This window comes from Stenotrophomonas sp. STEN225, assembly GCF_056756445.1.
This window is the reverse complement of sequence record NZ_JBRRBV010000013.1, coordinates 13207-28097: the sequence shown is the minus strand read 5'-3', so window position 1 is coordinate 28097 and position 14891 is coordinate 13207. Positions and strand designations below refer to the sequence as shown.

General features: G+C 66.3%; 14 protein-coding genes. 8 read left to right on the top strand and 6 right to left on the bottom strand.

What is annotated here, in order from left to right:
* Positions 1-71: 71 nt before the first annotated feature.
* The 7 genes from ACVOJ1_RS13485 (at position 72) to ACVOJ1_RS13455 (ending at position 7864) form a co-directional block, all read left to right on the top strand.
* The gene (locus ACVOJ1_RS13485; protein ID WP_053518722.1) at positions 72-1349 is read left to right on the top strand and encodes an efflux RND transporter periplasmic adaptor subunit; all 1278 of its coding nucleotides are present in this window, start codon (positions 72-74) and stop codon (positions 1347-1349) included.
* Positions 1350-1373: 24 nt separating this feature from the next.
* Positions 1374-2096, top strand: a complete 723-nt coding sequence (locus ACVOJ1_RS13480) for an ABC transporter ATP-binding protein (RefSeq protein WP_346480536.1) — start codon at positions 1374-1376, stop codon at positions 2094-2096.
* Positions 2097-2106: 10 nt separating this feature from the next.
* Entirely contained in the window at positions 2107-3411 is a 1305-nt protein-coding gene (locus ACVOJ1_RS13475; protein ID WP_053518747.1) for an ABC transporter permease, read from the top strand.
* Positions 3412-3427: 16 nt separating this feature from the next.
* Positions 3428-4651, top strand: a complete 1224-nt coding sequence (locus ACVOJ1_RS13470) for an ABC transporter permease (protein ID WP_346480535.1) — start codon at positions 3428-3430, stop codon at positions 4649-4651.
* 1 nt (position 4652) lies between these two features.
* A complete protein-coding gene (locus ACVOJ1_RS13465) occupies positions 4653-5045 on the top strand; it encodes a PDZ domain-containing protein (RefSeq protein ID WP_180876814.1) in 393 nt (130 codons plus the stop codon).
* 123 nt (positions 5046-5168) lie between these two features.
* Complete coding sequence (locus ACVOJ1_RS13460; protein ID WP_053518728.1) at positions 5169-6515, top strand: sigma-54-dependent transcriptional regulator; 1347 nt, start codon at positions 5169-5171, stop codon at positions 6513-6515.
* Positions 6512-7864, top strand: a complete 1353-nt coding sequence (locus ACVOJ1_RS13455; RefSeq protein WP_053518729.1) for a sensor histidine kinase — start codon at positions 6512-6514, stop codon at positions 7862-7864. Before ACVOJ1_RS13460 ends, ACVOJ1_RS13455 begins: the two co-directional genes overlap by 4 nt.
* A 94-nt stretch (positions 7865-7958) precedes the next feature.
* Here ACVOJ1_RS13455 and ACVOJ1_RS13450 read toward each other — a convergent pair whose 3' ends face one another.
* Both ACVOJ1_RS13450 and glmU read right to left on the bottom strand, forming a co-directional pair.
* Complete coding sequence (locus tag ACVOJ1_RS13450; RefSeq protein ID WP_193396448.1) at positions 7959-8510, bottom strand: GNAT family N-acetyltransferase; 552 nt, start codon at positions 8508-8510, stop codon at positions 7959-7961.
* On the bottom strand, positions 8479-9846 hold the full coding sequence (gene glmU / locus ACVOJ1_RS13445; protein ID WP_180876810.1) for a bifunctional UDP-N-acetylglucosamine diphosphorylase/glucosamine-1-phosphate N-acetyltransferase GlmU: 1368 nt from the start codon (positions 9844-9846) through the stop codon (positions 8479-8481). Before glmU ends, ACVOJ1_RS13450 begins: the two co-directional genes overlap by 32 nt.
* Before the next feature lie 80 nt (positions 9847-9926).
* Here glmU and ACVOJ1_RS13440 point away from each other — a divergent pair, with 80 nt between their 5' ends.
* Positions 9927-10310 (top strand): GtrA family protein, encoded by a 384-nt coding sequence (locus ACVOJ1_RS13440; protein WP_053518733.1) that lies wholly within the window; start codon positions 9927-9929, stop codon positions 10308-10310.
* A 67-nt stretch (positions 10311-10377) separates the two neighbouring features.
* Here the strand turns inward: ACVOJ1_RS13440 and ACVOJ1_RS13435 are convergent, their stop codons facing one another.
* The 4 genes from ACVOJ1_RS13435 to atpA all read right to left on the bottom strand — a co-directional run bounded on the left by ACVOJ1_RS13435 (position 10378) and on the right by atpA (position 14851).
* Positions 10378-10800, bottom strand: a complete 423-nt coding sequence (locus ACVOJ1_RS13435) for a F0F1 ATP synthase subunit epsilon (RefSeq protein WP_005419509.1) — start codon at positions 10798-10800, stop codon at positions 10378-10380.
* Positions 10801-10913: 113 nt separating this feature from the next.
* A complete protein-coding gene (gene atpD, locus ACVOJ1_RS13430; protein ID WP_049429233.1) occupies positions 10914-12320 on the bottom strand; it encodes a F0F1 ATP synthase subunit beta in 1407 nt (468 codons plus the stop codon).
* Positions 12321-12358: 38 nt separating this feature from the next.
* A complete protein-coding gene (gene atpG / locus ACVOJ1_RS13425) occupies positions 12359-13222 on the bottom strand; it encodes a F0F1 ATP synthase subunit gamma (protein ID WP_053518734.1) in 864 nt (287 codons plus the stop codon).
* A gap of 81 nt (positions 13223-13303) precedes the next feature.
* Positions 13304-14851, bottom strand: a complete 1548-nt coding sequence (gene atpA / locus ACVOJ1_RS13420; protein WP_053518735.1) for a F0F1 ATP synthase subunit alpha — start codon at positions 14849-14851, stop codon at positions 13304-13306.
* Between the last annotated feature and the right edge of the window lie 40 nt (positions 14852-14891).

The following is a 14891-nucleotide window of genomic DNA, read 5'->3' as shown; positions in this document are numbered from 1 at the left end:
TTGATAGGAAAGGAAATAAAGTTGGCACGCAACGTGCTTGGTATGGATCACCACCGTCAGGCACGAACCCGATGATCCGCGACACTTCCGCCCAGGACCAGATCGTTTCCTCCACCCCGGCCCGCCCGACCGCCGCCGCCTGGCATCGCTACCGTTGGCCGGCACTGGGCAGCATCGCCCTGCTCGCCGGCATCGGCTGGGCCGTGTACGCCTGGGCAAACGCCAGCCGCTCGTTCGACAGCAGCCGGGTGCGCATCGCCGAAGTGCAACGTGGCGACCTGGTGCGTGACATCGCTGCCGACGGCCGTGTGATCGCCGCCAACAGCCCGGTGCTGTATGCGATCTCCGCAGGTACCGTGGACCTGAAGGTCGTGGCCGGCGACGTGGTCAAGAAGGGACAGGAGCTGGCGATCATCGACAGCCCGGAACTGCGCAGCAAGCTGGCCCAGGAACAGGCCACCCTGGCTGGCCTGGAAGCCGAGGCCAGCCGCGCCGCGCTGGACGCAACACTGGCCCGCGCCAAGTCGCGCAAGGAAACCGATCAGGCCACCATCGAGCGCCAGGCTGCCGATCGCGACCTGCAACGCTACCAGCGCGGCTTCGACGGCGGTGCGGTGCCGCAGATCGACCTGGCCAAGGCCCAGGACAGCCTGAAGAAGGCCGACATCAGCCTTGCCAACGCCACCACCGATGCCCGCCTGCAGAGCCAGGGCGCCGACCTGGATGCACGCAACAAGCGGTTGCTGGCCGATCGCCAGAAGGCGGTGGTGGCCGAAGTTCAGCGCCAGGTCGATGCGCTGACCCTGCGCGCGCCGTTCGATGGCCAGGTGGGCCAGGTACAGGCCACCCAGTCCACCAACCTGGCGGCCAATGCGCCGGTGCTGGGCGTGGTGGACCTGTCCAAGTTCGAAGTCGAGATCAAGGTTCCGGAAAGCTTCGCTCGTGATCTGGCCATCGGCATGCCCGCACAGCTCACCGGCGGCAACGGCCAGCCGTTCCCGGGCGAGATCAGCGCGGTGTCGCCGGAAGTGGTGAACGGCGAGGTCAATGCCCGCGTGCGCTTCGCCGACAAGCAGCCCGAAGGCCTGCGCCAGAGCCAGCGCATGTCGGTCCGGGTGCTGCTGGATACCCGCAAGAACGTGCTGAAGGTCGAGCGCGGCCCGTTCGTCGAACAGGGCAACGGCGTGGCCTACGTGATGGATGGCCGCACGGCGGTGCGCCGTCCGGTGGAACTGGGCGTCAGCAGCCTGGGCGAAGTGGAAATCAAGTCGGGTGTGCAGCCGGGCGACCGTATCGTGGTCTCCGGCAGCGACCTGTTCAAGGACGCCGAACGCGTCTCCGTCAACTGATACATCCTGGAGAGAGGACACCCCATGTACATGCTCGAAATGCGTTCGGTCGCCAAGGTCTTCCGCACTGAACAGGTGGAAACCCATGCACTGCGCTCGCTGGAACTGCAGGTCAAGGAGGGCGAGTTCGTCGCCGTCACCGGTCCCTCCGGCTCCGGCAAGACCACCTTCCTCAACATCGCCGGCCTGCTGGAGACCTTCACCAGCGGCACCTACCTGCTTGATGGCGAGGATGTCAGCCAGCTCGGTGATGATGCGCGCAGCCGCCTGCGCAACCAGAAGATCGGCTTCATCTTCCAGGGCTTCAACCTGATTCCGGACCTGAACCTGTTCGACAACGTCGACGTGCCGCTTCGCTACCGCAAGATGAGTGCCGGCGAGCGCCGTGAGCGCATCGAGAAGGCGCTGACCCAGGTCGGCCTGGGCTCACGCATGAAGCACTACCCGAACGAACTGTCCGGCGGCCAGCAGCAGCGCGCGGCGATTGCCCGTGCCCTCGCCGGCAGCCCGCGCCTGCTGCTGGCCGACGAACCAACCGGCAACCTGGATACGCAGATGGCACGTGGCGTGATGGAGCTGCTGGAGGAAATCAACGCGGCCGGCACCACCATCGTCATGGTCACCCATGATCCGGAACTGGCCGCGCGTGCGCAGCGCAACGTGCACATCGTCGATGGCCAGGTCACCGACCTGGTGCGCGAGCCGGTGCTGGCCACCCCGCGCCGCATCGTCGCCGCCAACGAGTGAGGGCATGCCCATGTTCGCCTACTACGCTCGACTGGCGGTACGCAGCTTCCGCCGCAACAAGGTACTGACCGCGCTGATGGTGGTGGCCATCGCACTGGGCATCGGTGCCTCGATGACCACCCTGACCGTGTTCCATGTCCTGTCCGGCGATCCGATTCCGGAGAAGAGCGACCGCCTGTTCTACGCGCAGCTCGATCCGCGGCCGCGCTCCGGCTACCTGACGGACGAGGAGCCGGAAGGCCAGATGACGCGGTTCGACGCCGAAGCCCTGCTGCGCGAGAAGCGCGCCGTGCACCAGGCGATGATGAGTGGCGGCAGTGCCATCGTCGAGCCGGAGGGCAGCACCCTCAAGCCGTTCTCGGTGGATACGCGCTGGACCTCGGCGGACTTCTTCCCGATGTTCAACGTGCCGATGCAGTACGGCCGCGCCTGGTCTGCCAGCGACGACGATGCACACAGCCGCGTGGTGGTGCTGTCCAAAGCCATCAATGAAAAGCTGTTCCAGGGCGCCAACAGCGTGGGCCGGGAGATACGCGTGAACAGCCAGTCGCTGCGCGTGATCGGCGTGATGAAGGAATGGAATCCCGAACCGCAGTTCTTCGACCTGACCACCGGTTCCTACGGCAAGGACGAGGACCTGCTGGTGCCGTTCTCCACTGCCATGGATCTGGATTTCGGCAACAACGGCAACATGAACTGCTTCCGCGACGGCGGCCCGGGCGGCGACAGCCACTCGCTCAGTGCGGCCTGCACCTGGATCCAGTACTGGGTCGAGCTGGAGCCGGGCAAGGTCGATGACTACCGCCGCTATCTGGTGAACTACTCCGACCAGCAGCGCGCTGCAGGCCGCTTCGAGCGTCCCGCCAACGTGCGTGTGCGCAGCGTCATGGAGTGGCTGGACTTCAACGGTGCGGTGCCCAGCGACGTGCGCCTGCAGATGTGGCTGGCGCTGGGCTTCCTGGGCGTGTGCCTGGTCAATACGGTCGGTCTGCTGCTGGCCAAGTTCCTGCGCCGCAGCGGTGAGATCGGCGTGCGGCGTGCGCTGGGTGCCAGCCGTGGGCAGATCTTCCTGCAGTGCCTGGTCGAAGCCGGTGCCATCGGTGTGGTCGGCGGTGTGCTCGGCATCGGCCTGGCCCTGATCGGTCTGGCCGCAGTGCGCAGGCAGCCGGTGGAGTACGCCCAGCTGGCCCATCTGGACGGCAGCATGCTGCTGCTCGCCCTCGGCCTGACCCTGCTGGCCAGCCTGGCCGCCGGATTCCTTCCGGCCTGGCGTGCCATGCAGGTCACCCCCGCCATCCAGCTCAAGTCGCAGTAAGCACAAGGACACTGCCATGGATATCCGCCCCATCCTCAGCACGCTGCGCCGGCACAAGACCGCCGCTGCCCTGATCGTGCTGGAAATCGCGCTGACCTGCGCCATCGTCTGCAACGCGTTGTTCCTGGTCAGCCAGCGCGTGGAGAAGATCACCCAGCCCAGCGGCCTGGCCGAGAACGAACTGGTGATCGTCCGTACCAGTGGCATCGGTACCCAGACCAATGCCATGGCGCGTACCCAGGAAGACCTGGCCGCGCTGCGCGCCGTTCCCGGTGCGACCAGCGTGACCAAGGTCAACCAGCTGCCGTTCCGCCCCAGCTCGTCCAATACCAGCATCTCGCGCGAGCGCGACCAGGAACGGCCGACGACCTCGGCGACGCTGTACATGTTCAACGAAGGTGCGTTGTCCACCCTGGGCCTGCAGCTGGTGGCCGGCCGTGACTTCCTGCCCGGCGAGTACATCGACTTCGAGGACGCACGCAAGTCGGCCAGCACCACACCGGACAAGGCATCGGCGGTGATCCTCAACCAGGCCGTGGCCGAGAAGATGTTCCCGGGCCAGAACCCGCTGGGCAAGACCTTCTACATGGGTCGGCAGGCGCTGCACGTGGTGGGCGTGGTTGCCCACCTCGCGCCGCCGACGGACTGGAACAACAACACCACCCTGTCGATGATCCTGCCGGTGCGCACCGACTTTGCCAGCGGCGGCCCGTACATGCTGCGCACCACGCCTGAACGCCGCGATGAAGTGCTGAAGGGTGCCCTGGCGGCCCTGGAACGCAACGATCCCAACCGCCTGGTGCGCGAGAAGCTCAGCTATGAGGACCAGCGCAACAACTACTTCAAGAACGACCGGGCGATGGTCGGGCTGCTGGTCACCGTATGCATCGCCCTGCTGGTGGTGACGGCGCTGGGCATCGTCGGCCTGGCCAGCTTCTGGGTGCAGCAGCGCAGCAAGCAGATCGGCATCCGCCGTGCCCTTGGTGCCACCCGCGGCCAGGTGCTGCGCTACTTCCAGACCGAGAACTTCCTGCTGGCCTCGCTGGGCATCGTGCTGGGCATGCTGGCGGCCTACGCCATCAATCTGTGGTTGATGAACATGTACGAGCTGCCTCGCATGCCGCTGCTGTACCTGCCGCTGGGTGCGGTGCTGCTGTGGGCACTGGGCCAGATCGCCGTGTTCGGCCCTGCGCGCCGGGCGGCCGCCGTGCCTCCGGCCGTCGCCACGCGGGGGGCCTGACATGCGCGCACCTTTCCTGGCGATGATGCTGATGCTGCCGCTGCCGGCCCTTGCCGGCAGCAGCAACCAGCAGACCATGAGCTGGCAGGACGACGGCGCCCATGTGGCGCTGGCTTCCTCGGGCGGCCACGTGCGGGTCGATGCGGCGCATCCGGAGGCGCGCTTCGGCGTGCGCCGTGGCGACCGCATCCTGCGCGTGGACGATACCGCCGTGCAGCAGGTCGACCAGCTGACAGCCGCGATGCAGGCCACCGACGCATCCAGCGTACGGCTGCTGCTGCAGCGCGATGGAAAGACGCTGACCGTGCCGGTGTCCCTGGCTGGCTGGCGGCCCCTGCTGTCACCGCCCACCGCACCACCACCGCCGCCGGCTCCGCCGCCGCCACGACGGTGATCCGGCACCGGCTGCAGGGCGGCAGCTTTTAGCTATGCTTGATGGGTGGCGCCGGCTCCTGCCGGCGCCCTGGAACCTACAGCTCTCTCCGGCGCTGCCCATCCCTTTTTCCAGAACCGGTCCATGCCCGCGATCCTCATCATCGACGACAACGCCAGCGTGGGCACCGCGCTGGACGTGCTGTTCTCCCTGCACGACATCGACACGCTGCAGGCACAGAGCCCGGCCGAAGGCCTGGCCCTGCTCGAATCGCAGCCGGTGGACCTGGTGATCCAGGACATGAACTTCAGCGAGGACACCACCTCCGGCGAGGAAGGTGAGGCTCTGTTCGCACAGATCCGCGCACGCCACCCCGACCTGCCGGTGATCCTGCTGACCGCCTGGACCCATCTGAGCAGCGCGGTGGACCTGGTCAAGGCCGGCGCGGCCGATTACCTGGCCAAGCCCTGGGACGACCGCAAGCTGCTGACCACGGTCAACAACCTGCTGGAACTGTCCGAAGCACGTCGCGAACTGGACCGTCGGCGCGAACGCGAGCAGCGCCAGCGCACCGCGCTGGAACAGAAGTACGACCTCAGTGGTGCCGTCTTCGCCGATCCTGCCAGTGAACGCGTGATCACCCTGGCCTGCCAGGTCGCACGCTCCGAACTGCCGGTACTGATCACCGGACCCAATGGCGCCGGCAAGGAGAAGATCGCGCAGATCATCCAGGCCAATTCGCTGGTGGCAAAGGGACCGTTCGTCACGGTCAACTGTGGTGCGCTGCCGTCGGAGCTGATCGAAGCCGAGCTGTTCGGCGCCGAGGCAGGTGCCTACACCGGTGCCAACAAGGCGCGCGAAGGCAAGTTCGAGGCGGCCGATGGAGGCACCCTGTTCCTGGATGAGATCGGCAACCTGTCGCTGGGCGGGCAGATGAAGCTGCTGCGCGTGCTGGAGACCGGTCGCTTCGAGCGCTTGGGCTCCAACCGCGAACGCCAGGTCAAGGTACGCGTGGTCAGCGCCACCAATGCCGACCTGCCGGCGATGATCCGCGACGGCACGTTCCGCGAGGACCTGTACTACCGCCTCAACACCGTGGAGCTGGTGCTGCCGCCGCTGGCCGAGCGGCCCGGCGACATCCTGCCGCTGGCCGAACGCTTCCTGGCGGGCGGCAAGCCGTTGTCCAGCGCCGCCGCTGCCGCGTTGCAACGGCACCCGTGGCCGGGCAACGTGCGCGAACTGCGCAACGTGATCCAGCGCGCCGAGCTGCTGGCCACCGGCAACCGCATCGAAGTGACCGATCTCAACCTGCCACGCGCTCCGGCTGCGCCACGCCCGGCGCCGAGCGCCGGCAACGATCCGGACCGCACGCGCATCGAGGAGGTACTGGCGCGCAATCATGGGGTCATCGCGCAGGCGGCCGCCGAACTCGGTCTCAGCCGCCAGGCACTGTACCGGCGCATGGACCGCCACGGCATTCCGCGCGAATGAAGCGACGCTCGTTCACCTTCCGCCTGTTCCTGCGCCTGCTGCCGGTGCTGGCGCTGGCTGCCGCGCTGCCCTGGCTGCTGGCCTACTGGCTCGACCACGGCTGGGCGGTGGCCATCGTATCCACGGTGATCCTGCTTGCCCTGATGTGGTGGGCGCTGCGCCGCGCCACCGCACCGGTCCGCTCGCTGATGCGTGCGTTGTCCGGCACCACCAGCAGCTACCGCGATGGAGAGTACAACTTCGGCGTTCACTGGGAAGGCAACGACGAACTGGGTGACCTGGTGAAGGCACATCGCGAGCTGGGCGACGTGCTGCGCGAGCAGCGCCAGGGTCTGGTGCAACGCGAACTGCTGCTGGACACGATGGTGCAGAACACGCCCGTGGCGATGCTGCTGATCGCATCAGGCGGCGATGGCATCGCCCGTGTGGTGTTCTCCAACCTGGCTGCGCGCAAGCTGCTGCATGGTGGCTGGAAGCTGGAGGGCCAGCGCCTGGAGGAGGTGCTGGAGCAGGTGCCGGTGGAACTGCGCGACGCCATCGCCCGCGGCGGCGACAGCCTGTTCGCGGTGCAGGCCGAAGGCGAGGACGGCGACGAGGATGACGAGCAGGTCTACCACCTGTCGCGGCGCGCGTTCCATCTCAATGGACGGCCCCATGATCTGCTGCTGGTGCGTCTGCTCACCGCCGAGCTGCGCAGGCAGGAAGTCCAGACCTGGAAGAAGGTGATCCGGGTGATCAGCCACGAGCTGAACAATTCGCTGGCACCGATTGCCTCGCTGGCGCATTCCGGAGGGGAACTGGTCAAGCGTGAGCGGTTCGACCGCCTGCCGGAGATCTTCACCACCATCGAAGATCGCGCCCGCCACCTGGAGGGATTCATCCGCGGATACGCACGCTTCGCCAAGCTGCCACAGCCCCAGCTGCAGACCGTGCACTGGGCCCCGTTCCTGTCCAGCCTGCGCCAGCAGATTCCGTTCGGCATGGAGCAGGAGCCGGACGAGGAGATGAGCAGCCGCATCGATATCGCGCAGTTCGGGCAGGCACTGCTGAACCTGCTGAAGAACGCGCACGAAGCCTGCGCGGAAGCCGATCCGCCCAACGATGACGTGCAGGTGCAGTTGACCCGCCTGCCCCAGTGGCTGCGTCTGGATGTGCTTGATCGCGGCAAAGGCATGAACGAGCAGGTACTGCAGAATGCGTTGATGCCGTTCTATTCGACCAAGCGCAACGGTACCGGGCTGGGACTGGCGCTGACCCGGGAGATCGTGGAGGCGCACGGTGGACGGGTGTCGCTGCAGAACCGCAGTGAGGGTGGGTTGTGTGTTTCGATCCTGTTGCCGGCGGGGTGAGGTGACGCTCCGGGAAGCGGAAGCGGCCGCTCCGCCCGCCGGGCATGACCCGGCGCTGCCCGACATCATTGGCGAAGGCACGCCGGAACGACCTTCAGCCATCCATCGAAGACAGGACACGCCGCATCGCCACCCGTAGATGCATCGGAAACCCCAATGCGGCTTCCTCCGCCATCACGGCCTGCAGCCCGTCACCCCATTCCTCCTGCGCAAGCCCCACGAATCCCTCGCCGGCATAGAACGGCGCATTCCACGGCACGTCTGCCAGCGTGGTCAGCACCGCAGAGCGATAGCCCTGGGTCCTGGCCAATGCCAACGCGTGCCGCAGCAAAGCACGACCATGGCCACGACGCGCATGCGTCGGGTCCACATCCATCTGCAGCACATGGAATTCGCCGCACAGCCCGCCTGCCAGCAGGTAACCGGCGATGCCGCCGCCGTCGGCGTCATCCACCACCCACAGCTGGCCGCGCCGGAGGCCGTCCCGCAGCGCCTGCAGATCCAGGCCGTGGCCGGCGAACACCGGATAGGCTTCGTGGCCCTTCAGCAGTTCGCCGGCACGCTGTTCGATCGCCGGCAGCACGCCGAGCTCGTCGGCATGCGGAACCCGTGGCTCAGGATTTCTTGACCGGCCGCTTCCAGCCATCGATGGTTTCCTGCCGTGCGCGTGCCAGCGTCAGCTTGCCGTCCGGCGCGGTGCGGGTGATGACCGAACCGGCGGCGATGGTGGCGCCCTCGCCGATCAGCACCGGCGCCACCAGCGAGCTGTTGGAACCGATGAAGGCATTGTCGCCGATGGTCGTGGTCGACTTGTTCACGCCGTCGTAGTTGCAGGTGATGGTGCCGGCGCCGATGTTCACCTTGCTGCCGATCACCGCATCGCCCAGATAGGTCAGGTGGTTGGCCTTGCTGCCCACGCCGAGGGTCACTTTCTTGGTCTCCACGAAGTTGCCTACGTGGACGCCATCGGCGAGCACGGTGCCCGGGCGCAACCGGGCGAACGGACCGACCGATGCGGCACCTTCGGTGACCACGCCTTCCAGGTCGCAGTGCGCGCGCACTTCGGTGCCCGGCCCGAGCGTCACGTCCTTGAGTCGATTGAACGGGCCGATGGTCACGCCATCTCCCAGCACCACATTGCCCTCGAGAATGACATCGACATCGATGAGCACATCGCTGCCGACCGTCACGCTGCCGCGGATATCCAGCCGTGACGGGTCCAGCACGCGCGCGCCCTGCGCGCACAGCGCACGTACTGCGCGGCGCTGCCACGCGCGCTCGAGCTGCGCCAGCTGCCAGGGATCGTTCGCCCCTTCTGCTTCCTGCACGTCGGCCACCAGTGCCATCTCGGCCGGGGTGAACTCACGGGCTGCAAAGGCAAATACGTCGGTCAGGTAGTACTCGCCCTGCGCGTTGCTGTTGGACAGCTGCGAGAGCCACCGGCGCAGCGCGGTCGATTCGGCGGTGATGATGCCGGTATTGATCGTGCGCACGCGCAGCTGGTCATCGCTGGCGTCCTTCTGTTCGACGATGGCGCCGACCCGGCCCTCGGCGTCGCGCAGCACGCGGCCATAACCGGTCGGGTCATCGACATCGGCCACAAGCACGGCCAGCCGGCCCGGCTGCGCCAGCAGGTCGCGCAGCGTCTGCGCGCGGATCAACGGCACATCGCCGTACAGCACCAGCACCTGCGCGGCGTCGGGCACCTGCGGCATCGCCTGCGCGACCGCGTGGCCGGTCCCCAGCTGCTGTGCCTGCTCGGCCCATTGCAGGTCGGTCTGGTCGGCGAAGTGGCGCCGCACTGCCTCGCCACCATGGCCGTACACCACGTGGATCGCAGCGGGGTCCAGCTCGCGGGCGGCAGCGATGACATGCGCGAGCATCGGCTGCCCGGCGATCGGCTGCAGCACCTTCGGCAGCACCGACTTCATGCGCTTGCCGGCACCTGCGGCCAGGATGATCACGTGCAGGGGTTGGGTCATGGGGGGAATCCGTGGTTCGATGACACCGATTCTAGAGCGTGGCCCGTTAACATGGATGCCCCTCCTTCTTCAGCATGCCGATGAGCCTCATCCGCCAGGGAAGCACCTACCTCGTCATCGGGCTCGTGCAGCTGCTGGTCGACTGGGTGGTCTTCGTGGCGGCCACCGCACTGGGGTTGCCGGTTGCACCGGCCAACGTCACGGGCCGGCTGGCGGGGATGCTGCTGGGCTTCTGGCTCAACGGTCGCTACACGTTCGCCGAGCCGGGCACGCACAAGCTGGGCTGGAAGCGCTTTGCGCGCTTCTGCGCGCTGTGGCTGCTGCTGACGGCGGCCAGCACGCTGCTGGTCAGCCTGGTCGACCAGGCTCTGGGCCTGCGCTACGCGTGGCTGGCCAAGCCGCTGGTCGAGGGCGGACTGGCGGCGGTGTCGTTCCTGCTGATGCGCCACGTGGTCTACCGCTGACCGGCGGTGATGGCGCACAAACAAAAACGCCGGCACGAGGCCGGCGTTCCTGTGGGTGTGGCGAGCCTCAGTGCTTGAGGTTCTTGCGCAGGCGCTCCAGCGCCTGCAACTGGACCACGGCTTCGGCCAGCTTCTGCTGGGCTTCGGCCACTTCCATGGCTTCACCACGGTTGGCCAGGATGCGCTCGGCTTCTTCCTTGGCCTTGCGGACCGAGGCTTCGTCGATGTCCTGCGCGCGGATCGCGGTGTCGGCCAGCACGGTCACCACCTGCGGCTGAACCTCCAGGATGCCGCCGGAAATGGCGAAATCCAGCTGCTCGCCGTTCGGCGTGGTCACCACCACCTTGCCCGGCTTCAGGCGGGTGATCAGCGGTGCGTGCTTGGGCGCGATGCCCAGTTCGCCCAGCTCACCGGTGGCCACGACCAGGGTCGCTTCGCCACGGAAGATTTCCTGCTCGGCGCTGACGATGTCGCAACGGATCGTGCTCATGCAAATCTCTTCGCTGTTCGCGGTGGCGCGATGCCACCGTGGAGGTCCACCGGCCCGGGCGGCTGCCCGGCGCCGGCGTCAGGTCGGGCAGGATCGCTCCCGCCCCTCCCGGATCAGGCCTTCTCGGCCATCTTCTTGGCCTTCTCGACCGCTTCTTCGATGCCGCCGACCATGTAGAACGCCTGCTCCGGCAGGTGGTCGTACTCGCCATCGACGATGGCCTTGAAGCCACGGATGGTGTCCTTCAGCGGCACGTACTTGCCCGGCGAACCGGTGAACACTTCGGCCACATGGAACGGCTGGCTGAAGAAGCGCTCGATCTTGCGGGCGCGCGACACGGCCTGCTTGTCTTCTTCGGACAGTTCGTCCATGCCCAGGATGGCGATGATGTCCTTCAGTTCCTTGTACTTCTGCAGGGTCTGCTGGACGCGCTGGGCGGTGTCGTAGTGCTCGTGGCCGATGACCAGCGGGTCCATCTGGCGGCTGGTGGAGTCCAGCGGATCGACGGCCGGGTAGATACCCAGCGAGGCGATCGAACGCGACAGGGTCACGGTCGAGTCCAGGTGGGCGAAGGTGGTCGCCGGCGACGGGTCGGTCAGGTCGTCCGCGGGAACGTAGACGGCCTGGATCGAGGTGATCGAACCGTTCTTGGTCGAGGTGATGCGCTCCTGCAGGACGCCCATTTCCTCGGCCAGGGTCGGCTGGTAACCCACGGCGGACGGCATACGACCCAGCAGTGCCGACACTTCGGTACCGGCCAGGGTGTAGCGGTAGATGTTGTCGACGAACAGCAGCACGTCCTTGCCCTTGCCGTTCTCGTCCTTCTCGTCGCGGAAGTACTCGGCCATGGTCAGGCCGGTCAGCGCGACGCGCAGGCGGTTGCCCGGCGGCTCGTTCATCTGGCCGTACACCATCGCCACCTTGTCGAGGACGTTGGAGTCCTTCATTTCGTGGTAGAAGTCGTTGCCCTCACGGGTACGCTCACCCACACCGGCGAACACGGACAGACCGCTGTGCGCCTTGGCGATGTTGTTGATCAGTTCCATCATGTTGACGGTCTTGCCGACGCCGGCGCCGCCGAACAGGCCGACCTTGCCGCCCTTGGCGAACGGGCACATCAGGTCGATGACCTTGATGCCGGTTTCCAGCAGCTCGGTGGCCGGGGACTGGTCTTCGTACGACGGTGCCGCACGGTGGATTTCCCAGTTGTCGCTGGCAGCGACCGGGCCGGCTTCGTCGATCGGACGGCCCAGCACGTCCATGATGCGGCCCAGGGTGCCGGCGCCGACCGGCACCGAGATGCCACGACCGGTGTTGGTGGCGACCAGGTTGCGCTTCAGGCCATCGGTGGAACCGAGGGCGATGGTACGCACCACGCCGTCGCCCAGCTGCTGCTGGACTTCAAGGGTGATTTCGGTGTTGTCGACCTTCAGTGCGTCGTACACCTTCGGCACCGACTCACGCGGGAATTCGACGTCGACGACCGCGCCGATGATCTGAACGATCTTGCCCTGACTCATTGCTGCATCCTCTAAATGTGTGCTTTGAACGAACGCGGTCAGACTGCTGCCGCGCCGCCGACGATTTCGGAGATTTCCTGGGTGATCGCTGCCTGGCGCGCCTTGTTGTAGACGAGCTGCAGCGTACCGATCAGCTTGTTGGCGTTGTCGCTCGCCGCCTTCATCGCGACCATGCGTGCGGCATGTTCGGAGGCGACGTTTTCCAGCAATGCCTGGTACACCAGCGACTCGATGTAACGCGTCATCACGTGCTCGAGCACGGTCGCGGCATCGGGTTCGTACAGGTAATCCCAGTCGTGGTGCGCGACCTGCTTCTCGGCCGCCGGCAGCGGCAGCAGCTGATCGAAGCTGGCCTTCTGCGTCATGGTGTTCACGAAGCGGTTGTAGACCAGGTACACGCGGTCGACCTTGCCTTCAGTGAAGGCGTCGAGCATGACCTTGATCACACCGATCAGCGATTCCAGCTTCGGCACGTCGCCGATGTGGGTCACGCTGCCGACCATGTTGACCTTGACGCGGCGGAAGAAGGTCGATGCCTTCTGGCCGATGGTCACCAGATCCACTTCCGCACCCTTGTCCTGCCATGCCTTGGCTTCGCCCAGCATCTTGCGGAACAGGTTGTTGTTCAGGCCGCCGGCCAGGCCGCGATCGGAGGAGATCACGATGAAACCGACCCGCTTGACCTGCTCGCGCTCGACCAGGAACGGATGCTGGTAATCGGTGCTGGCCTGCGCCAGGTGGCCGATCACCTGCTTCATCGCCTGCGCGTACGGACGCGAGGTCTTCATCCGATCCTGCGCCTTGCGGATCTTGGAGGCCGAGACCATCTCCAGGGCGCGCGTCACCTTGCGGGTGTTCTGCACGCTCTTGATCTTGGTTTTGATTTCGCGTCCGCTTGCCATCTCTTGTTTCCCGTGGCGCGGGGCTGATGCCCCGCGTTGTTCAACGGTGGAACGGGGCCTGGCCCCGTTCCCCATGCGCTGTTACCAGCTGCCGGTGGTCTTGAAGTCGGCGATGCCCTTCTTGAAGGCACCTTCGATATCGTTGTCCCAGCCGCCGGTGGCGTTGACCTTGTTGATCAGCTCGCCCTGGGTGTTGGCGAAGTGGGCGTGCAGGCCCTCTTCGAACGCCAGCAGCTTGTTGACCGGCACGTCGTCGAGGTAACCCTCGTTGACGGCGTAGATCGACAGCGCCTGGTTGGCGATCGACATCGGCGCGTACTGCTTCTGCTTCATCAGCTCGGTGACGCGCTGGCCACGTTCCAGCTGCTTGCGGGTGGCTTCGTCCAGATCCGAAGCGAACTGCGCGAACGCAGCCAGCTCACGGTACTGGGCCAGCGAGATGCGGATGCCGCCCGACAGCTTCTTGATGATCTTGGTCTGCGCCGAACCACCGACGCGCGACACCGAGATACCGGCGTTCACGGCCGGGCGGATGCCGGCGTTGAACAGGTCGGTTTCCAGGAAGATCTGGCCGTCGGTGATCGAGATCACGTTGGTCGGAACGAAGGCGGACACGTCGCCGGCCTGGGTTTCGATGATCGGCAGCGCGGTCAGCGAACCGGTCTTGCCGGTGACCTTGCCCTCGGTGAACTTCTCGACGTACTCCTCGGACACGCGGGCAGCGCGTTCCAGCAGGCGCGAGTGCAGGTAGAACACGTCGCCCGGGTAGGCTTCACGGCCCGGCGGGCGCTTCAGCAGCAGCGAGATCTGGCGGTAGGCAACGGCCTGCTTGGACAGATCGTCGTACACGATCAGCGCGTCTTCGCCGCGGTCCATGAAGTACTCGCCCATGGTGCAGCCCGAGTAGGCGCTGATGTACTGCATCGCAGCCGATTCGGACGCGGTGGCGGCCACGACGATGGTGTGGGCCAGGGCGCCGTTCTCTTCCAGCTTGCGCACGATGTTGGCGATGGTCGATGCCTTCTGGCCGATCGCAACGTACACGCACTTGATGCCGGTGCCCTTCTGGTTGATCACCGCGTCGATCGCCATGGCGGTCTTGCCGGTCTGGCGGTCACCGATGATCAGCTCGCGCTGGCCACGGCCGATCGGGATCATCGAGTCGACCGACTTGTAACCGGTCTGCACCGGCTGGTCGACCGATTTGCGCCAGATCACGCCCGGAGCAACACGCTCCACCGGAGCGGTCACGTCGGTGCCCAGCGGGCCCTTGCCGTCGATCGGCTCGCCGAGCGCGTTGACGACGCGGCCCAGCAGTTCCGGACCGACCGGCACTTCCAGGATGCGGCCGGTGGTCTTGGCGACGTCGCCTTCGCGCAGGTGCTCGTAGTCACCCAGGACCACGGCGCCGACCGAGTCGCGCTCCAGGTTCAGGGCCAGGGCGAAGGTGTTGTTCGGCAGTTCGATCATTTCGCCCTGCATCACGTCGGCCAGACCGAAGATGCGCACGATGCCGTCGGACACGCTGGTCACGGTGCCTTCGTTGCGCGATTCCGCGGCCAGCTTGACCTTCTCGATGCGGTTCTTGATCAGTTCGCTGATTTCGGAGGGGTTGAGCGTGGTTGCCATCGTCAAGTCCTAGTGCCGGCAGCGGGGCCGGACGTTAAAT